14 protein-coding genes and 3 pseudogenes are annotated in these 20,453 nt (G+C 60.0%); 5 read left to right on the top strand and 12 right to left on the bottom strand.

The genetic code is table 11. The features are described from left to right. Nucleotides 1–154: 154 nt before the first annotated feature. From NXC14_RS22175 to NXC14_RS22160, 4 genes are all read left to right on the top strand, one after another. Nucleotides 155–1,495 (top strand): sugar ABC transporter substrate-binding protein, encoded by a 1,341-nt coding sequence (locus tag NXC14_RS22175; protein WP_085780582.1) that lies wholly within the window; start codon nucleotides 155–157, stop codon nucleotides 1,493–1,495. Between the two features lie 100 nt (nucleotides 1,496–1,595). Further along, nucleotides 1,596–2,537, top strand: a complete 942-nt coding sequence (locus tag NXC14_RS22170) for a sugar ABC transporter permease (protein ID WP_085780291.1) — start codon at nucleotides 1,596–1,598, stop codon at nucleotides 2,535–2,537. Further along, a complete protein-coding gene (locus tag NXC14_RS22165) occupies nucleotides 2,534–3,349 on the top strand; it encodes a carbohydrate ABC transporter permease (protein WP_085780290.1) in 816 nt (271 codons plus the stop codon). The genes NXC14_RS22170 and NXC14_RS22165 overlap by 4 nt, the downstream gene beginning before the upstream one ends. Nucleotides 3,350–3,680: 331 nt before the next feature. Continuing rightward, nucleotides 3,681–4,706 (top strand): IS110 family transposase, encoded by a 1,026-nt coding sequence (locus NXC14_RS22160; RefSeq protein ID WP_085780289.1) that lies wholly within the window; start codon nucleotides 3,681–3,683, stop codon nucleotides 4,704–4,706. 379 nt (nucleotides 4,707–5,085) lie between these two features. Here the strand turns inward: NXC14_RS22160 and NXC14_RS22150 are convergent. Together NXC14_RS22150 and NXC14_RS22145 are read right to left on the bottom strand one after the other, a co-directional pair. Then, nucleotides 5,086–6,189, bottom strand: a pseudogene (locus NXC14_RS22150) (IS3 family transposase). A gap of 73 nt (nucleotides 6,190–6,262) precedes the next feature. After that, nucleotides 6,263–7,171 (bottom strand): annotated as a pseudogene (locus tag NXC14_RS22145) (IS3 family transposase); the annotation flags it as partial. Between the two features lie 105 nt (nucleotides 7,172–7,276). On the opposite strand from NXC14_RS22145, the gene NXC14_RS22140 reads away from it, so the two are divergent. Beyond that, on the top strand, nucleotides 7,277–8,287 hold the full coding sequence (locus NXC14_RS22140) for an IS110 family transposase (protein WP_085780287.1): 1,011 nt from the start codon (nucleotides 7,277–7,279) through the stop codon (nucleotides 8,285–8,287). Nucleotides 8,288–8,537: 250 nt separating this feature from the next. On the opposite strand, the pseudogene NXC14_RS22135 reads toward NXC14_RS22140, so the two are convergent. The 10 genes and pseudogenes from NXC14_RS22135 to NXC14_RS22085 all read right to left on the bottom strand — a co-directional run. Continuing rightward, nucleotides 8,538–8,789 (bottom strand): annotated as a pseudogene (locus NXC14_RS22135) (transposase); the annotation flags it as partial. A 719-nt stretch (nucleotides 8,790–9,508) separates the two neighbouring features. Next, a complete protein-coding gene (locus NXC14_RS22130) occupies nucleotides 9,509–9,931 on the bottom strand; it encodes a hypothetical protein (RefSeq protein WP_085780286.1) in 423 nt (140 codons plus the stop codon). Nucleotides 9,932–10,247: 316 nt separating this feature from the next. After that, nucleotides 10,248–10,898, bottom strand: a complete 651-nt coding sequence (locus tag NXC14_RS22120) for an RHS repeat-associated core domain-containing protein (RefSeq protein WP_198175556.1) — start codon at nucleotides 10,896–10,898, stop codon at nucleotides 10,248–10,250. After that, the gene (locus NXC14_RS22115; RefSeq protein ID WP_198175555.1) at nucleotides 10,886–13,897 is read right to left on the bottom strand and encodes a toxin TcdB middle/N-terminal domain-containing protein; all 3,012 of its coding nucleotides are present in this window, start codon (nucleotides 13,895–13,897) and stop codon (nucleotides 10,886–10,888) included. Before NXC14_RS22115 ends, NXC14_RS22120 begins: the two co-directional genes overlap by 13 nt. Nucleotides 13,898–14,155: 258 nt before the next feature. Continuing rightward, nucleotides 14,156–15,049: an amidohydrolase gene (locus tag NXC14_RS22110; protein ID WP_020919319.1), complete on the bottom strand. Its 894-nt coding sequence runs from the start codon at nucleotides 15,047–15,049 to the stop codon at nucleotides 14,156–14,158. A gap of 64 nt (nucleotides 15,050–15,113) precedes the next feature. Then, nucleotides 15,114–16,094, bottom strand: coding sequence for a substrate-binding domain-containing protein (locus tag NXC14_RS22105; RefSeq protein ID WP_041679385.1), 981 nt, complete (start codon nucleotides 16,092–16,094; stop codon nucleotides 15,114–15,116). A gap of 40 nt (nucleotides 16,095–16,134) precedes the next feature. Then, nucleotides 16,135–17,145: an ABC transporter permease gene (locus NXC14_RS22100; protein ID WP_085780282.1), complete on the bottom strand. Its 1,011-nt coding sequence runs from the start codon at nucleotides 17,143–17,145 to the stop codon at nucleotides 16,135–16,137. Then, on the bottom strand, nucleotides 17,142–18,644 hold the full coding sequence (locus NXC14_RS22095; protein ID WP_085780281.1) for a sugar ABC transporter ATP-binding protein: 1,503 nt from the start codon (nucleotides 18,642–18,644) through the stop codon (nucleotides 17,142–17,144). Before NXC14_RS22095 ends, NXC14_RS22100 begins: the two co-directional genes overlap by 4 nt. A 10-nt stretch (nucleotides 18,645–18,654) precedes the next feature. Then, nucleotides 18,655–19,914: a TRAP transporter large permease subunit gene (locus NXC14_RS22090; RefSeq protein ID WP_020919315.1), complete on the bottom strand. Its 1,260-nt coding sequence runs from the start codon at nucleotides 19,912–19,914 to the stop codon at nucleotides 18,655–18,657. Then, nucleotides 19,911–20,441: a TRAP transporter small permease subunit gene (locus tag NXC14_RS22085; RefSeq protein WP_020919314.1), complete on the bottom strand. Its 531-nt coding sequence runs from the start codon at nucleotides 20,439–20,441 to the stop codon at nucleotides 19,911–19,913. The genes NXC14_RS22090 and NXC14_RS22085 overlap by 4 nt, the downstream gene beginning before the upstream one ends. Between the last annotated feature and the right edge of the window lie 12 nt (nucleotides 20,442–20,453).

The following is a 20,453-nucleotide window of genomic DNA, read 5'->3' as shown; positions in this document are numbered from 1 at the left end:
TAAATTCTATAATTTTTATGTACTTTAAATTCCTGTTGGTTAACGGCGCGGGTGATCTGTCGAATGATCCCCCCAAGGCCGACGCAGCTGCCACACGGATACCCGCTCCGTGGGCATTCCTGCGGCCGGCACCGTCGCAACCGAGGATCAATTCATGTCCAACCCCATCATCGACCAAGCCTATCGCCGCCGCACGGTGTTGAAGACCATGCTGGCATCAGGAGCGCTCCCTCTCCTGTCATCGGGAGTCTTTTCCTCCGCCCTGGCCGCGGACAACCGGTTCGCCGGCCGCACCCTCAATCTCCTGATCATTCAGCCGCATGTCATCACGGGCAAGAAGATCGCCGAGGATTTCGAGAAGCTGACGGGTGCGAAGGTCAACGTGACCGCGGTTCCCTACGACCAGGTCAGCGTCAAGGCGACCCTCGACTTTCAGTCCGGCGCCGGTGAATTCGACGTCATCGACTATTTCTATACCTACAAGGGTCAGCTAGCCGAGGATGGCGTGATCGAGGACGTGACCGACTTGATCGAGAAAGACAAGGCGGAAATCCAGCCCGACGACTTCATCCAGACAATTTATGACCAGTACACGCTGCATGACGGCCGTCGCTATGGCCTGCCTTATGACGGCGACAGCCACCTTCTGTTCTACAACAAGGAACTGTTCGATCGTTACGGCCTCAAGCCGCCGACGACCTGGGACGAATACAACGAAAACGCCAAAGTCATCACCGACGCGGAATCCAGGAACGGCATCTATGGTGCTGCGGTCCTGGGTGCGAAGATTCCCGTCATCATCCTGTCGACCTTTGCCAATCGCCTCACCGGTTTCGGCGGCAACTTCCTGAAGGCAGACGGCACCTCGGCCCTCGACAGCACCGAAGCCGTGGAAGCGCTGAAGTCGCTGCTCGCATCCGCACCGCATGCATTGCCGACGCCGCTCGAGACGCGCTTCGAGGAGGGGCTGCCTGCCTTCCTCAGCGGCAAGGCCGCCCAGATCGACTTCTGGACCGACCTCGGCGGCTATGCCCAGGATCCCAAGGGCTCGAAGATCGTCGACAAATGGGGCGTCACCCGCATCCCCGTCGGCGGCGCCAACAAGACGCCGCGGCTTGCCTTCAACGCCGGCTTCGGCTTCGCAATCACCAGCGGCTCGAAGAACAAGGACGTCGCCTGGGAACTGATCAAGCTCGCGACGAGCAAGGACTACCACGAACAACTGCTCACGCTGACCGGCTCCGGGATCGATCCCGATCGTCACTCCGGCCTCAACTCCGAGAAGTTCAAGGCCTTCCAGCCGCTCGTGCAGCCGCTGCTGGCAGACGGCGCGTTGGAAAACAGCCTCGCCTGGCCGACGGCCGTCTATGCCCCGAAGCTGGAAAATGCGCTGACCGATGAACTCGCGCTGGCCCTTGCCGGGACGAAGAATGCCGAACAGGCAATCGCCGATGCCCACAAGGCCTGGACGAACATCATCGAAGCCAATGGCTGATCATTGAGCCTCGGCCACCTGGCCGACGCAAAACACGAGACCCGAAGGCGTGCCTCGCGCGGGGCACGCCTTTCGAGAGAAGAACAACAGGCGCGATGACATGACTGCGATCGATTTTCCCCTCGCTCGAAGACGAGCCGCCTCACCGACCGCCGATCACCGCCTTTCGGCACACCGGCTCGTCCGCTGGCTGTGGATCTCTCCGATCCTGCTCGGGCTCGCTGCGACCCTGGTCTACCCCACGCTCTTCCTGGTGGCGCTTGCGCTCAGCAAGAGCACGCTCGGCAAACCCTTCCGCAGCTTTGTCGGATTGCAGCATGTGCGCGACGTCCTCCAGGATCCGCTGTTTGCGACCTCTGTGATCAAGAGCATCGCTTATGCTTTCGTCACGGCGAGCATCCAGCTGGTGATCGGCTTCCTGATCGCCTTGCTCTTCACCCGGCTGCTGAAGGCCGGACGGTTCCTGGTCAGCCTGATCCTGCTGCCGCTGATGACGCCGCCGGTGATGGTGGGTGTCGCATGGAAATTGATCCTCGCGCCGGCTGGAGGGCTCCTGAATGGACTCCTCCTGAACCTTGGCATTGTCGACGCGCCGGTCAGCTTCCACGGCGATCCTGTCTTTGCCTGGTTCGCCATCGCGGTTGCCGATGTCTGGCAATGGACGCCCTTCGTCGTCATCCTCAGCTTCGCCGCCCTTTCGACCATTCCCGAAGGCGTCCACGAGGCTTCGATCATCGATGGAGCAACATCTCTGCAACGCTTCTGGCACATCACGCTTCCGCTCGTGGCGGCGCCGCTCTCCTCGATTTATCTGCTGAAGCTTATCCTCTCCTTCAAGGTCTTCGACCTCGTCTATGTCCTGACGTTCGGCGGTCCGGGCTTTGCCACCACGGCGACCGGCTTCTCCATCTATCGCCGCGCATTGGAACAGTTCGATGTCGCCCGCGCCGCTGCCGAGACCCTGATCTACAGTCTGGTGATTGGCGCAGTGTTGTGGCCGGTCATCCGCATCCACCAGCATCTCGAGAGGAAAGACGCATGAAGATCAGGCGATCCGACATCCTGCTCGTTGCCGCGACCGCACCGATCTTCGTCTTCTTCACCCTGCCGATCGCCTATCTCGTCTCAGTGTCCTTCAAGACCCAAGACGACGTGCTGAGCGGCCATTTCCTGCCGACGAGCCCGACGCTCGACAATTGGCCGGCCGCTTTCGAGGCCGCCCATCTCTCAGGATTTATCGCCAACTCCGTTGCCGTCTCGCTGCTCGCCGGCGCCCTGACGTTGCTGCTTACTTTGCCCGCCGCCTACGCTGTGCTGCGGCTCGGCATAGGTGGCAAATGGCTCGCCGATCTCACTCTGTCGAGCTACATGGCGCCACCGATCGTGGCTCTGATTCCGCTGTTCTATCTTCTCAAGGCCACGGGGCTCCTCAACACCCATGCCGGCCTGGTGATGCTCTACGGCTTTGCCAATATCCCCGTCGCTTTCTGGCTTCTCACCCCGTTTCTCCGGCGCATGCCGCTGGAGATCGAACAGGCGGCGGCGCTCGACGGAGCCGGCCCTCTTCGGATCCTGGTCCATATCGTCGTGCCGATCATTGTACCAGGCATCGTGGCGACGCTGATCATCGTCTCGGTCCTCGCCTATAACGAGTTCCTGTTTGCCTCGGCCTTCACCTTTTCCGACGAGACGCGCACGCTTCCTGTCGGCATCTCGCTCTTCCAGGGGGATCGGCTCGTCAATTTCGGCCAGATGGCGGCCGCCTCGCTCGCTGGCATCGCACCGGTCTATCTGGTGGCGCTCTTCCTCCAGCGCTATCTCGTGGCAGGTCTCGCCCATGGTGGCCTCAAATGATCAGCGGAGACGATTCGCTGGGGCTGCGGAACTCTTCGCAAGCCAAGCAGCGAGGTCGGGACAGCCTGGTGACAGACGAAGGGGATGATTACTTGCGCGCATAGAGCTTATACGATCAAGGTGGGAGCAGTATTGCTGGTGTCGCCCATCATCGTCGGCGCTCCCGATTTGGATCGTAGCTACGGCTGTACGGATTCGGTAGCGCATGCGTCGATGATCCCGATGCTGTGTCTTCACTTTGACCTGACCTGATGTGGTGGACGGCCTCCGCTCCCGGCATCGCAATGTGCCAAAGTGTGGCTGTCGAAAGTCACATAAGGGAGAGCCGTCCATGGAGAAGATTACCACAATTGGTCTGGATATCGCCAAGCATGTATTTCAGGTTCACGGGATCAATGGTGCTGGCGCGACGGTGAGCCGCCGCAAGCTGCGCCGCGACGATGTCGTTGGATTCTTCAAGGCATTGCCGCCATGCCTGATCGGAATCGAGGCATGCGCGACTGGACACCACTGGGCTCGGGTTCTTATGGCGCTGGGTCACGAGGTTCGGCTGATGCCGGCGTCTTACGTCAAGCCATACGTGAAGCGGCAGAAGAACGACGCGACGGATGCCGAGGCGATTTGCGAGGCGGTAACGCGGCCGACGATGCGCTTCGTTCCAGTGAAGAGCGAGGAGCAACAGGGTGTGCTGATGCTGCATCGGGTCCGCGAGCTTTTGATCCGGCAGCGGACAATGCTGGTGAACGCCTTGCGCGGCCACTTGGCGGAGTTCGGCATCGTAACGCGACAGGGCATCGCCGGCGTCGGAATGCTGATCGCGTTGGTCGACGACGATGATCACGATCTCATCCCGCCGCTTGCGCGGTCCGCGCTTCTTCCGCTGATCGGGCAATTGCGGGAGGTGCACGAGAAGGTCAGCGAGCTGGATCGCCAAATTCATGCTTGGCATCGCTCGAACGAACTGAGCCGCCGCCTTGAGACGATCCCTGGAATTGGCCCGATCACTGCCAGCGCAATTGCCGCGACGGTGACCGACGCGTCGCTCTTCAAATCCGGCCGACAATTGGCGGCATGGATAGGCCTGGTGCCGCAGCAGAACTCATCGGGTGGCAAGGACCGCCTCGGAAGGATCAGCAAACAAGGCGATCCCTATCTCCGCCGGCTTCTCGTTGTGGGCGCGCACGCGGTGCTTCGTTTCAGCGGCAAGGCTAAAGTTGCACCGACGCGTTGGGCCGCCGACCTTCTGGTGAAGAAGCCGTACAACGTCGTCGCTGTTGCTTTGGCTAACAAGATGGCGCGGATCGTCTGGGCGCTGATGACGACGGGCAGGCGCTTTGAGGCGACCGCCGCCCTTTGAATGCTCACAGAGGATGCAGAAATTGGTGAGGTGCTGATGGCGTGATGGCGAACGGTCGAGCCGGGATCGGACAAACCCAATCAGTGGGTGCCGCTTGAAAGCGCGTTGACCTGTCTGGGATCCGATCAGCGGACTACATCAGGGCCAGCGGCATGAACGCGCCGCAATCAAAGGCCGTATACATGCCTGCACCCGACCAATCTGCCAGAAACACTAAACTGCCCCTTGCCACGCGGAGGCCGTCCATACATGCCCCTTGCCACGCGAAGGCCGTCCATACATGCCACTGAACTTTCACCCAGTGGCGATTAGAGCCCCGGCGGTTTTTGAACCGCCCCAGGATTCTGGACCAGCGGAGGCTGGAGTTTTCCGGCTTCACTCAGGGAGGCGGGCTGGTTGCGCCTCCGGAATTCATCAGCGAGATCGGCACCTTGTTACCGATCGCGCCATGCGGCCGAACCTCATTGTAGTCTCTACGCCAATCCTCCATCTTTTCGCGGGCATCCGCAAGGGTCAGGAACCAGTGTTGGTTCAGGCATTCCGCCCGGAAGCGGCCGTTAAACGCCTCGATGAAGGCGTTGTCAGTCGGCTTGCCAGGACGTGAGAAGTCCAATGTCACGCCTTTGGCATAGGCCCAGAGGTCGAGATCACGCGATACCGAACTCCGTCCCCTGGTCGACACGGATAGTCTTCGGATAGCCGATCTGCCGGCATACCCGTTCCAATGTTTTCACGACATCTTCTCCCCGATAGCTATGCCGCGGATCAAGCACCGGCACATAGTGCGAGAAGGTGTCGACCACCGTCAGCACTCGTAATTTCTTGCCGGTCGCGAGTTGGTCGTGAACGAAGTCCATCGCCCAGACATCGTTGGGTTCAACGGCCTTTTGCCGGTCCTCCCGTAGCTTGGCTTTGACTCGGCGCTTCGGCGTTTTATTGCGTAGTTGAAGGCCTAAGTCCCTGTAAATCCGATAAGTTCGTTTGATATTGGTGCCCCAACCCTCGCGTTCCAGGAGTACATGAACACGACGATAGCCGTAACGGACACGGGTCTCGCAAATCTCACGAATACGACGTTCCAGGCTGGCCTGATCGGCACGGCGAGAGGTGTAGTGGTAGGTCGACCGATCGAAGTTCAGTGCCCTACAAGCTTGCCGGATCGAGATCGCCCAATCGCGGCACATGCCCTTCACCACCTCCCGCTTGCGAGCAGGCCTTAAAGCTTTCGGCGAATGACGTCCTGCAGCATCTCGCGGTCGAGTGTCAGGTCCGCGACGATCTTCTTCAGCCGTGCGTTCTCGTCCTCGAGCTGCTTCAACTTCTTCATCTCCGGCGGCAACATTCCAGCGTACTTTTTCTTCCAATTGAAATAGGTCGCCTGGCTGATGCCCGCCTTTCGGCAAATCTCCGCCACCGGCACACCTTCATCACCCTGCTTCAGAATGAACGCCTTCTGCGCGTCCGAAAACTGCGATGCCTTCATCGTCTTCCGTTCCTTTCCCAGCCAGGAAAATGCACCGGAAAACTCTAACCAAAACTGGTCCAGTTTGAAGGGTTCAGATCATTTTGAATACGCCACGTGGCGCGGTGTGAGCAACCGGCGGAAACGCGAAGCTTTCATTTTGCGCAGCGTTGGAGCCGGTTGCGGCGATGGACCCGGCATAGTCGGCCGGGGTCCGATATCCGAGCGATGAGTGCGGCCGGAAATTGTTGTAATCTTCGGCCCATTCAGCGATGGCGCTTCGGGCATGATCGAGGCCGAAGAACAGGCTTTCGTTGAGCAGTTCGTCACGCATTCGCCCGTTGAAGCTCTCGACATAGCCGTTTTGCATGAGCTTTCCCGGCGCGATGTAATGCCACTCGACCTTGTGATCCTTCGACCAGGCAAGGATGGCATTCGAGGTGAGTTCGGTGCCGTTATCGGAGACAATCATTCCGGGCTTGCCGCGTCGTTCGATCAGCATCGTCAGCTCCCGTGCGACACGGCGGCCGGAGATTGAGGTGTCTGGAATTGCTGCCAGGCATTCACGCGTCACATCATCGACGATGTTGAGCACGCGAAACCTCCGTCCGCAGGCGAACTGGTCGTGGACGAAATCCAGCGACCAGCGGGCGTTTGCCTTCGCTTCGACCAGGATCGGAGCACGCGTGCCGACAGCACGGCGTCGGGCCTTTCGCTTGCGTACTGAAAGCCCTTCCTCGCGATACAGCCGATAGATGCGATTGACGCCGGACGGCTCTCCCTCCCGGCGAAGCAGGACGAACAGTCGACGGTAGCCGAAACGCCGTCGCTCATTAGCCAACTCGCGCAGCCTTGCTCGCAACTCGGTCTCCACCGGTCGGTTCGACCGGTAACGGATCGTCTCGCGATCGGCAGATATGATCTGGCAGGCCCGCCGTTCCGAAAGCCCCATGACGGTCTTCAGGTGCGTGACGGCTTCACGCTTGGCGGCGGGCCCTACCATTAATGGGATGGTCCGCCTCGTCCTCCCGTAGCATCATGAGGCAGTCAAACCAAAGGAGGTTGCAATGCACGACGCAATGTGCCGCGCCCAGCGGCTGTCTAGGGAATTGATATTGGCAAGAACATATTTCATGTCGTCGGCCTCGGAAACGATGGCGCGCCAGTCCAGAAAGTTCGCTTTCCACGCGACACGCTGCTGCAGTTCTTCGAGCGCGCAGCGCCGACGATTGTGGGGATGGAATCGTGTGCAGGATCTCAGTGGATCGCTAGGAAGATACAAGCATTCGGACATAAGGTGCGCTTGATCCCGGCACAATTTGTGAAGCCCTATGTCAAATCGAACAAGAGCGATATCATCGACGCGGAGGCGATCGCTGAAGCAGCCACGCGACCGACAATGCGATTTGCTGCAATCAAGAGCGAGGAACAAGCCGATCTTCAGGCGTTGCACCGAGTGCGGGACCAGATGATCGGCACAAGAACGCGCCTGATCAACCAGATGCGAGCCTTCTGTCTCGAATACGGAATCGCCCTACGCCAGGGCGCTGGTCTGTTCAAGCTCGACCTGCCACTGGTCCTCGAGGACCAGTCAAATGGCCTTTCCTCGGCAATGCGTAAGCTACTCGCAGAGCTGTTCACCGATCTGCGTCTATTGGAGAAGCGCATTGGTGACGTCACACGTGAGATTGAGGCGATCGCCAGTCGGGAGGATGCGGCTCGACGGCTCATGACGATCCCCGGGGTCGGAGCCTTGGGTGCGACTGCGCTCCTCGCCGCTATTGGTAACGGTCGGCAGTTCCAAAAAGCGCGCGATCTCGCGGCATGGCTGGGCTTTGTGCCGCGCGAATATTCGACCGGCGGCAAGCAAAAGCTACTCGGCATCAGCAAGCGAGGAAACCGGTACGTGCGCAAACTCCTCGTACATGGCGCAAGGTCATGCTTTCGGCATCTCGACCGAACACGAGACCGATTGGGGAACTGGCTGGACGGCCGTCAGGCTCGGATGCACCCGAACAAAGCCGTCGTCGCACTCGCAGCTAAGATGGCCCGAATTGTTTGGGTCGTTCTGACAAAGCCTGGAGCGCTCTACGAACGCAGAGACCCTGCCTTCACCTGACGATCCAAGCTTGATTGCAAGGCTCGGGAATAGTGATGACGAAACAGTGGATCAACATGCCGTGAGCCCTGCGCAAAAAAGCGGGCTTCGTGCCCGAACCATTTATTGGGAACGGCGTGTGCGGATCTCATCATGGCCTGGCTGCAACCGCAGCCCACTCGCGAGAGGCCGGATACATTTATGCAACTGAAATCGTCATTTACGATGTCGCGTACCCTTGCACGGACGAGACGGACCATACATTTTTTTGGAGAAGCTCGCGGAGTGCGGCCGCATCAAGCATCTGTTCGGCGAGCAGCTTCTTCAGCCTGGCGTTCTCGTCCTCAAGCGCCTTCAGCCGCTTCGCCTCAGAGACCTCCATGCCGCCGTATTTGGCTTTCCAGTTGTAAAACGTTGCTTCTGAAATTCCATGCCTGCGGCAAAGGTCGGCCGCCTTCGCGCCAGCCTCCTGCTCCTTCAACACCGCAATAATCTGCTCTTCCGTAAATCGCTGCTTCTTCATGCGTCCGTCCTTTAATGGGCCGGACCCATTCTGGAGGAAATTCGCAGTGGCAGGTCAAATGCTGTGAAGCCGAGGTGTTCACAAAACGCGTTTGGTTTGGACCTTGGCCGATGATGCGGATTGGATTTGTGCCATTCTCATAAATTGAAACAGCCGCCTCGAGAGCGATGTCGCCGCGCGGAAGAATGAGCTCGCCGCGGCCGGCAACCTTCGCTCGGTTGTACAGCCCCTGCAAGACTGCGGCATCCGTCATCGTCGCCCCGCCGCCGGTGAACTGCAGCTCTTCGGCCAGGCGATAGCTGTCAAGCCAGCGGTCTTTGTTCGAGCGGTTCTTGTAAAGCGTGTTGTTGTCGAATGCCCAGGTCGCCTTTTCCAGGAGATCGTTGACTTGAGGGAAAGTCTTGCTTTCCCGGGCCGTGCCGGCAGCATTGTCGACACGGCTCCACGAGCCTGAGCCAGACGCACCGGATTTTACAGACGCCGTTGAATGCTGCCGTTGCATCACCCATCACCCATGCCGAACTGTTGGCGTCATGGGCGAGATCGGCAAACAGCGCAGTACGGGAGGTGTAGATCATGGCATGCCTCTCGAATGTTGGTCACGCAGTAGCGCACGTAGGAGACGTTTCATCTCCGCAAGGCTGGCTAAATCTTCACGTTCTCAGGTTAGTGACAACGAAAATGTGTCCGGACATTACGTCCATGTCTTGAAAATGAGATCACCGGCTCCGTTCAATTCTGGTCAAGTGCTGTCGGGCTAGCTGTCGGCTTTTTTGGCTCGCCCACTTTGAGTCTCTCGCTTCAATAAAGAGGTCTTTCAACGAAGCTTTCTCTGCCTCAGTCAGGAACGAGACCCAAAGCATTGCGCGATCGGTCCATTCACCTGATTTTGCTTTCAACGCTGACGCAATAAGCTTGGCGAACGGAAAGGGTATTGTTTTTTTTGCATTGGAAGCTATTTGATCGAAGGCAGCCTTTACATCGGGGAAGGGCCGCTCCAGCAACAACCAAGCTCGATAGAAATCAGAGATTTCTTTTAGCTGGAAATCTCTACCATCTGCTTTAACTATCCAATCGCCAGCATCGGTGACGGTGATGCTCAGCCCCACATCAATTTGCAATTCTGTCACAGGTTGATGCATTACATGCCCTCGTGATGGAGATGGTCGAACCCTCGGGAACGCATCATTTGGTTAAATTGCTGTCGGACTTCAGGCGTCCAATTTCTCCAGAAATGGCCGCTCGCTTCGTTTGTCGACATCGCTCCATTCGATCCACGGCTAAACATCCCGCCAACTACGCTACCGGTGTCAGCCTTTATTGATGCCGCGAGTGGTGAATGCGTCCATCTTCCGTTTCCGACAATCAAAGTGGAGGTGTTGGGATCGAAGATATATTCGACGCTTCCACGCTTCGGCGAAAAATTTTCGAGTGCCTTCGTAGAGCTTGTTCCTGCATTCACGCCAAATGTTCCCGGGATCGGGCCCGAGCCCTTCCAAGTGGGGGCGGTAACTCCCCCGACGCTACCGATGCCTTGGCGGAAGGCATAGGGCCGGAGAAATCCACTCCCGGCTGTATTGGGCGAAAACGCTCAAACTCATCATAGGAAGGCGCGCCTCCAATGTGCAGAGGCGCGAACTTCATTTCGCCAGGATCGTCATCATCTACTCCGTCGCCATCTTGGTCATGAGGCATGGCCCCCGCCAAATGAGCTCCTTGTATGTTTCCTCCGCTCACTAGGCTGGCGTTTTGGGAAGATGTTATGGCGCCCGTACGAGATGAACGCTCGCTGCCGATATCGGTACTGCGTTGCCCCCACTTAATTGAATGCCCATTCGGATCACTTTTATTGACCGGATCGTTTTCGGAGTAGCTGTAACGGTTTGTGCCGACCCCCTCCTTGGTTGGGTCCCAATCATCGGGCGAGATGAACCGTCCGAAAGCCGGATCGTAGTATCTGGCATTGAGATACATCAGCCCGGTCTCGACATCGAAGCGTTCGCCGATATAGCTCTTCTTGGTCTGGAAGCTGCTGTTGGTGGCTTCGCCATAGGCGGCATAGCCGGTCTGCTCGACTTGGGTGCTGCTTTCGTTGGTTACCTGCCGCACCGAGGCCAGATGATCGCGGTGCAGGAAGAACTTCTCCTGTGTCGTGCTGCCTGCCGTGATGACGATCTTGGCGTCGGGATGCGGATAGAGGGTGTAGATATCGGTGCCCGGCGTCGTCCGGTCGATCTCGACATTGGCGTCGGGATAGAGAATGGTGCCGAGGCCCAGCTCTTCTTCACCCGGGCTCCGTCCGGTCCGTAAGACAGCGTCACCGTGGCGCCGTTCTGGGTCACCGTCGACAGCCGGTTGGCGCCATCCCAGGCAAGCGTCCGGGTTCCATCCGAGACCATGTTGCCGTTGGCGTCATAGTCGATCGCCTTGGCGCCGATCTGCGTTGCCGCATGCGGACGGATCGCCGTTGCCGCCGGATAGACATAGGCGCCGATCCGGCTGCGCGAGAGAAGGTTGTGATTGGTGTCGTAGCTGTAGGTCTCGTCGAGGCTATTGTCGCCGCCGTTGTCGGCGCCGGTCAGACGAGAGAGATCGTCATAGCCGTAGGTCCAGTTGTCGTTGGCTGTCAGCCCGGTGATCGTCTTGATGCGGCCGAGTTTGTCGCGGCTGTACTGATTGTCCATCAGCACCGTCGTCCCCTTCGCCGTCGTCACCCGGTCCAGCCAGCGCCGCGTCGGCGAATAGCTGAAGCTCGTCGTCACGCCGTTGGTATAGGTGATCGTCGTCGTCTGACCGTCGGCCTCATAGCTTGTAGAATCGATCAGTCCGGGAATGCCCGATAGCAGGTCGGCCTCGTTATAGAGCCAGGGCGTGGTCGTCTCGCCGACAGCGACGGTCGTCGGCGAATAGCTCATCGCCGTCGTCTTGCCGCTCGGTCCATGCTCGACCGTGGTGGTGTTCGTCACCCCGTCGATCGTCGTGCTGGTGATGCTCTTGTCGCCGGCACCGTTATAGAAGCGGGTATAGGTGACCGTCGCATTGGCATTCTCGGCCTTTGTCAGCATGCCGGCATTGTGCAACGAACCGCTGGCGGCGGGCTCGTCATAGCTGTTCTCAGCCAGCAGCGTCGGCACCGTCGCGCCCGGTTCCGTCACCTCTTTGCGAAGCACCCGGCCCATCTGGTCGTAGGCCATCGCCGTCACCGCGCCGCGGGCATCCATCTGGCGGATCAGCCGGCTGGCATCGTCATACTTATAGGACCAGTTGCCGAGATCCGGATCGCTTGCCGTCAGCCGGTTGCCGAGCAGGTCGTAGCTGTAGGTCCACTGCGCCCCCTTGGGATCGCGCACCCCCAGCAGACGGCCGAGCGGGTCGTAGCTGCGGTTCTCCGTCACCCATGCCGTGCCGAGCTGCGACTGCAGGGCAATGACATTGCCGTCGGCGTCAGCATAGCTGCGGTGCGGATGGTTCTCCTCGTCGGTCATCACCGTCAGCGACACCGGCAGCCTGGTGACGTCGGTCACAAGTGCCGACTGCGCCGCATATTGATAGAGCCTCTGGCTGCTGTCGGGATTGACCGTCTTGATCACCCGGTCCTGCCAGTCATAGCTGTTGACCGTCCATTGCGGCGTCTCGGTGGCGGCGTTGAACCGCACAAGCGAAGTCTGCCTCACGTTTCCACGGGCATCATAGACCGTGTCGGTGATCCGAGTAGGGCCGGTGGCCGAGGCTCCTGGTGTCTCGACCCGCCAGGGCCGGCCGAGCCCGTCATAATAGGTGCGGCTGAACACCTCGCCGGTGCCGTTGGTCCGCGGCGACAAGATCACCACCGCCTGCGTCGTCGGGCTGCCCTCGTTCTCATAACGGGTGTTGAGGTAATTGCCCGATCCGGCATTCACATAACCATAGGGCCGGCAATAGGCGTCATAGGTGTAGGTCTCGACGATGCCGTTCCAGTCGGTCTTCGTCGCCGGCAGGCCGCAGACCAGATCGTAGGTCGTCGAGCTGACGAAACGGCTGTCTCCGGCCAAGCTGCCGTTGGCGAAGTAGCGCGGGCTGCGCTCCGCCACCGGATAGAGATGGTAGCTGGTGTCGTAGTCCCATTCACTGCGGTTGCCGAGCGCATCGGTCTCGGAGACCCGGTTGCCATAGGCATCATAGGCATAGCTGGTCGGCGACACCCGCGGTGTGCTGCCGACGCTCATATAGGCGAGCTTCTGCGTCAGATTGCCCTTGACCGGCGGCGTCGCAACCGCCGTTGCATCGTCATAGAGATATTCCTCCTTGCTGCCGACCGGTGACGCCGCATCGACGCCGAAGCGGACCGTCTTCGAGGTCGGCAGCGCCACGATGTAGGCGGAGGTGTTCGGCGCGAAGGTGAACGTCGTCGTCTTCTCATCGCCCAAGGTGTTGACATTCTCGGTGCCGGCGGCATCCACCGTGCGGCCGCGATCCTTGACCTCGGTCACATTGCCATAGGCGTCGAAGCTGCGCTCCGTCCGCAGGTATGCCGTCGTGCCCCCTTCCGTCAGCTTCGTCACCGTCGCGATGTTTCTGGCCTTGTAAGGCTTTGAGGCGATACTGGCGTCGTAGGTTTCGGTGACTGTCTTGGATGCCGTGTTCGCGCTGTTGCGCAAAACCGTGGTGTCAGGCAACCCGTAACTGGCGAGATCCTGACGGTACGTCGTCACAACGATCGGAGCAGCGGTATCTCCAGACAGGATTGGTTTGGTCGTGGTGACGGTGCGATAACCAAGCAACTTCCGGGCGGCCGGATTGTAGAGGCCCCCCGAATAAGAATAGCTGGTGGCGGCAGAGTTTCCGCGTCCGTCATTGATCGTCACCCTCGTCACCGGATGCATGACGAACGGCAGATAGCTGTTCGAATAGCGGGTAGATGGCGTATAGTCGACCATAACCGTCGCGCCTGTCTCAAGGCTGACGGAGCGCATCAGGTTCGGATTCCCCGACCCGGCATTCGAAATGATCGTTGCTGTCTCCGACGACACGAAGTCGGGCAAACCGTCGCCGTTGAAATCGCCGGACAGACCGGAGCCACGGAAGGTGGTATAGACGCTCGATGAATGATCGGCCACGGCCGTTGCCACGAAGGTCTGCCGGAAAGCCCTTTGCGCTGACCACGCTGTCCATACCGTCGCCATCCGAGTCGAGGGCCATCAAGGACAGAGTCTTACCATACGTCTTATCGATAGCACTGATGAAATTGACTGCGCCGCCTATGCGATCTGCCCAAACAGTGAACCTCATAGCAACAAGCCGGCCGCTGGCCTTGCCGCAGCGGCTTGGGTCAAGCCGCTACCTGCTGCAGCCAGTTGCCGACATGTACGCCGGCCCCGGGGACACCGTTATAGTCGATAAAAACGTGCGGCGTTGTCGTGAAACAGTGCGAGGCGCTCGTTTGGAGAATAGCTGGCGGTGATGGACTTGAAACCGTCCATGATCTTGTCGTAGCTGCCGAACAGCTTATCGACCGGAAAGTTCGAAGCGAACATGCACCTCTCGATGCCGAATGCTGCAATCGCCTCCTCCACATAGGGCCGGATACTATCGACGGTCCAGGTCCAGTCGCCCATTCCGAGGCCTGAGATTTTGCAGGCCACATTGGGCGCCTGCGCAAGCATGCGCATCCCACTTCGCCACCCCTCGAAATGGCTCGGGCCGTCAACCTGCATGCCCGTGTGGTTCAAGATGATCTGCACGTCAGGAAAGGCGCGGGCAAGATCGAGAAATTCTTCCATCTGCCAGTAGTAGAGCTGGAGGTCGAAGCTGAGACCCCGGCGAGCAAGCTCCTTGAAACCCCTGCGCCACTCCGGCGTCTGGCTAACGCCAGATTCAGTCAGATAAGTCTTGGCGGGATCCTCGTGATAGTTCATCGACTGCCGGATGCCGCGGAAGTTCGCGTAAGACATGTGCTCGTCAAGCAGATCGCCGACGTCCGGCTTCCTAAAGTCGGCATATCCGACGATGCCGTGAGGAAAGCCGTGTTTGTCGGCCACGGCCTGCAGCCATCGGGTCTCGCCGGCCGGATCCTTCGGATCGTATCCAACGTCGAGATGGACTGCCTTTACGAGGTTCTGATTTTCCGCGTCGGCCAGAAAGTTGTCGATGAGGTAAGTCGTGTTGATGGCGGCATAGTCGCCGAAGGCAGACGGCTTCACGCCGTCCGACAGCCACGGATAGTAGTTGTTGTCGAGATCCCAGAGATGAAAATGCGGATCGATGATCGGGAGGTCTTTCATGCCTGCGGCCCTTCAAGAGATTGCCGAAAAGGACGCCGGCCAGAACAGCCGGCGTCCGCACCACCTAGTTGGCCGGCGGGAACACCCGTGCGATGACGGCCTTCGCTTCCGGCGAGTCGACTTTGTCAGCCGTCACCAGCGGCATCACCAGAGCGAGGTCTTTCTTGACCGGCGCACCGGAGATCGCGTTGAACACCTGCTGCGTCCCGTCGATGCCCTGTCCGACCGCCTCCTGGAAGAAGATGCCTTGGATCGCGTTCGACTTCAGCAGCGAGATCGTCGTCGGGCTGCCGTCTGCAACCGCGATGCCGACCTTGCCGGTAAGACCGCGGGTCTGCAGCACCTTCGCGGCACCTGTCCCGGCCTCATCATACATGCCGTAAATGGCCTTGATGTCAGGATGGGCGGTGAGCATATCATTGGCCTGCGTGACCGCCTCGTTGACGGTAAGGCCCCGGGTCTCCAGCATCTGCGCCAGATCGCAGCCGCTCGCCTTGAACGCCTCTTCTGCACCCTTCAGATATTTCTGGGCGTTCTCGCGGTCCTGCGGCAATGAGAGCATGCCGACCTGGTTGCCGCCGCGGTCCTTGGCAAGCTTGCAGACGAATTCGCCCTGCGCCTTGCCGGTCTCGTAATTGTTTGCCGTAACCGACGACGTGTAGTCTGTCTGGCCGGGCTGCGGGCCGATGCCGGCGAAGGCGATCGGGATGTTCTGCGATTTCAAATAGGCGAGGAGCGGCGGCGTGCTCGTCGAGCTCACGGGGCCGATCACGATCGCGTCGACGCCCTTGGTCACGGCAGTGCGGGCATTGTCCATCTGCTTGGCCGGCGAATTTTCCGACGTGTACTCGACATAGTCCATGCCGAGTTCCTTGGCCTTCTCCTTCACGCCGTAGCCGACCCACTGCCAGTAGGAGATGTCAAGCGACGGCGCGAGGTACGCCACTGTCTTCTTTTCCTCAGCTTGCGCGGCAGCCGAAATTGAAAGGGCCACCACCATTGCAACACCGGCAAACAACCTCACTGCGTGTTTCGTGCTCTTCATTTTCATTCCTCCTCCAAAGACCGGCTTTGCCGGGTTGATGTCAAACGGCCCCCCGCCGCGACTTGCTGAAGCGGTCGATGAGGACCGCGATGAGAATGGCGACGCCGGTGACCGACCCCTGCCAGAAGCTGTTGATGCCGATGAGATTGACGCCGTTCTGGATGACGGTGATCATCAGAGCTCCGAGCACCGCGCCGACCGCGGTGCCCGTGCCGCCGAGCAGGCTTGCACCGCCGATTACGACCGCCGCGATAGCCTGAAGCATCAGGCTCGACCCCGCCGTGGATTCGGCGTTGAGAATGTAGGAGATCGTCAGGAGGCCGGAGAACGATGCCAGCAGCGACGAGGCGACATAGGCCATGAATTTCGTCCGCTTGACCGGGATGCCAAGCAGATAGGCAGCCGTCGAACTGCTGCCGACGGCATAGAACCAGCGGCCTGCCACCATCTTCTTCAGGAAGAGTTCGATTGCGATCAGGAGGACCACGCAGAAGAGGATGTAATTCGGAACGCCCGGTATCAGGCTGCCGCTGTTGAGGACCCAGAAGTCAGGATCGCCGATCGGCATCGAGCGCCCGTTCGTGACGATGAAAGCGAGCGAGCCGGCAACGGCAAAGGTGATGAGGGTTACGACGAACGGCGCCAGACCGGCGATCGTGACGAAGAAGCCGTTGATCGATCCGAAAAGAAGTCCGACGCCGAGACCGATCAGGCTTGCCGAGATGCCGCCAAACCCGTTTGCCATAGCCTGCGCCGTCACCATGCCGGTCAAGGAGAAGACCGATCCGACGGAAAGGTCGATACCGCCGGTGATGACGACAAGCAGGACGCCCAGCGACATGATCATAAGAGGTGCACCGGCCTGTGTGATATTGGCGAAGTTGCCCCAGGTGAGCGCCTGCGGAACCTGCGAGCCGACCGCAAGGGCCAGCAGCACGATGGCCAGAGCGATCGCGATCTCGGTCCTGTAGGCGCTAAAGAGGCTTTCCCTCTGCCTGATTTGTGTTGTCGACGCCTCAGTCGGCGCGATATGTGCCCGGGTTCGAGTCATGCGGCCATTCCAGTCAAGGTGACAAGTTTCTCTTCACTGAAGTCGTCGCGATCCATCACGCCGGCACACCCTCCCTCGGTGTCGAAGGCGATGACGCGGTCGCAGACTTCCAGCAGTTCGACATTTTCCGTGGACCACCAGACGATCACTGTGCCTGAAGCGGCCATCTGTCTGATAAGCTGATAGATCTCACGCTTGGTTCCGATATCGACGCCTCTGGTCGGTTCCTCGAGGACCAGCAGCCGGGAGGGCAGGCCCAGCCAGCGGGCAAGCAGCAGCTTCTGCTGCGTGCCACCGCTCAGCGTGCTCGGCAGATCCCAGACGGAAGCGGCCTTCACCTTCAGGGCCTTCAGCAGATCGAGGCATTCGCCCCCTTCAGAGCCGCCGGCGAGGAGCGCGCCTCTGGTCACACGGCGGGACGCCATGACGTTATCGATGATCGGAAGACTGTGGAGGACTCCCTTGTTTGCGCGATCGCCGGTCACATATCCCGCTCCCAGGCGGGCGGCCTTGCGCGGCGATCGGAGCTGGTCCGGCCATCCCGCACGCGCAACCGTCCATCGCTTCTTCCGGGCGGCGCCCGTCAGCGCTTCGATCAGTGCTGCCGGTCCAGCCGGTGCGCCGGCCACGCCGAGCACGGTGCCTGGCTGCAGTTCCAGTCTGAAACCTGCCTCCTCGATGGTAATAGTGTCCGTCGCAGCGGAGGCGTCCGACCGGTAGTCGGGCCGCAGCGCCCGTTCCGGTGCATGAGAGGCTGCCACCTGCCCCATCTTTTCGATGATGCCGGCGTCCGTCAGCTCTTCCATCGGCCGACGATCGACCACCGTCCGGCCGTCGCGGATGATCGTGCAGACATTGGCGATCTGCCTGATCTCCTTCATCCGGTGCGAGACGAACACGACCGAAAGACCGGTATCCCGGGTCAGCCGCCTCAGGACCGCAAACAGCCTCTCCGTCTCAAGAGTTGTGAGATTGGCAGTCGGCTCGTCGAGGAGGATCAATTCCGCACCCGAAGAAAGAGCCCTGGCAATTTCGACCATCTGCCCTTCGTGGAGGCTGAGGCTCCCAACGAGCCTGTGCAAAGACTTGGCGGCGAAATCCTGGTCGATCATTCGCAGCGCGTCGTAGGCCTGTCCCGTTGCGGCGGTACGCCGAAACAAGCCCATACCTCTCCGTTGATGCGGCAGGGCAATGTTTTCGGCGACGGTCAGATGCGGCAGAAGCGCAAGTTCCTGGTGCACGACCGCGACCTTCGCCCTGCCATCGGCCTCGCTGCGTTCGCTGCCCCCGCTGTCGAAGAAGCGAATCTCTCCATCGTTGCGCGAGGCCGCGCCGGTGATGATCTTGATCATCGTCGACTTGCCGGCGCCGTTACCGCCAAGCAGCGCGTGAACCTCCCCGCGAGCAACGGAGAAGGCGACGCCTTTGAGGACCGAGGTCGCACCGTAGGACTTTGTAAGCCCTCGGACGGTGATGACGTTCTTGGATGTTTCACTCATCGAACGCTCCTCAGTAGATCGTCAGCGCCGGCACGAAGCTGACCGCGAGAAGGAGGAGCACGGCCATCCCGAAATACGGCCAGAGTTCGCTGGTCGTCGTTCCCAGCGGCGCCTTTGCGATCGACGACGAGATGAACAGGGTCGTGCCAATCGGCGGCGTGTAGAGTCCGATCCCGAGGTTGATGACCATCATCAGGCCAAGCTGGACCCGGTCGAGACCGATGGAATCGGCCAGAGGAACGAAGATCGGCCCGAGCAGGAGGATCGCCGGCGGCATGTCGAGCGGCATGCCGACCACCAGCATGATCAGGTTCATCATCAGAATGATCACGATCGGGCTGGAGATGTGCGTCGAGACCCATTCGGCCATGTGCTGCGGAGCCTGATCGAACGTCAGAACCCAGCCGACCGCCGCGCTGCCCATGATCACGAGCATGACGACACCCGTCGCGACGCCCGCCTCCACCATGTTCTCGCAGAAGCGTTTCCAGGTCAGGTCACGGTAGAAGAGGATGCTGAGCAGCAGCGAGTAGACGACCGACAGGACCGAGACCTCTGTCGGCGTCGCCAGGCCGGACCGCAGAAAGACGATGATCAGGATCGGCAGCAGGATTGCCGGGAAGCTTTGCACTGCCAGCCGCGCCAGCTCGCGCTTGCGGACCTTCACGGCCTCAATGGCATACCCTCGCCTTACTGACACGTACCAGCAAACGAACACGAAGCTCGCCGCCATGATCAACCCTGGAACAATGCCAGAGATGAAGAGGTCGCCGACGCTGACGCCGCTGATCAGAGCGTAGAGGATCATTGGAATCGACGGCGGGATGAGGACGTCGATGACAGCGGAGGTCGCATTGTTGGCGGCGCAGAGTGCCGGCGGAAACCCGTGCTTCTTCTGCCAGGGGATGAGAACGGAGCCGAGCGCACTCGCATTCGCCACGGCCGAACCGGATACGCCGCCAAAGACGACCGAGGATACGACCGTGGTCGAAAGCGGTCCACCGCGCCACCGCCGCATGGCGCGTGAGGCGAGTTCCAGGAGCTGACGCCCCAGTTCGCCGCCAAGCATCAGCGTGCCTGCAAGCATGAAGAACGGAAGCGCCAGCATCGGGAAGGACTGGGTCTGGTCGTAGACCTGCTGGGCGACCACCGAGAGCGGGACGTAACCGTTGAACAGGACTCCAAGCCCCGCTGCAATGATCAGCCCATAGCCGACGGGAACCGCGAGGACCATGAGAACGCAGAAGGAAACGATCATCACGAGTGTCATAGCGCGATCTCCTCCGGCTTGATTTCGAGGCGGTGATCCCAGCCGAGGCGGAGAACGCGGACGGTCGCAGCGATGGTGACGATGGACACGAGCACCGCGCCGATCGACAGCGAATAGTATCCAATGCTGTTCGGAAGCTGCAGAACGGGGCTGTGTTCTGCCCCGGCGATCTCGGCCACCACGGTCGCCTGATACGCCAGCACCAGAAATGCGGCGACGCTGATCGCGTTCGCTACGATGAGGGCAGTCGTCCGAGCACTGCCGTCGAGCTTTTCGTAGAGCCATTCGACGGCCATATGCCCGCCCGCGTGGGCCGCAATGATGATCCCGGCGATGATGAACCATGGAAACATCAGCATCGGCAGCTCCTGGGCGAACGACAGTCCCCCACTCGCCGAAACATATCGAGCGATGACATTGGCCGTGGTGACCACCGTCAGCGCGATGCCGCTGACGATGATGACCGACCTGGCTAAGATGACGATGATACCGGCGACCAGATCGACGGCTGAATAAAACCTGCTCATGAGGCCTCCGGA

It is taken from the genome of Rhizobium sp. NXC14 (genome assembly GCF_002117485.1).
In the GTDB taxonomy this organism is placed as follows: Bacteria; Pseudomonadota; Alphaproteobacteria; order Rhizobiales; family Rhizobiaceae; genus Rhizobium.
The sequence above is the reverse complement of the archived record's forward strand: the minus strand, read 5'-3'. Positions and strand labels throughout refer to the sequence as shown.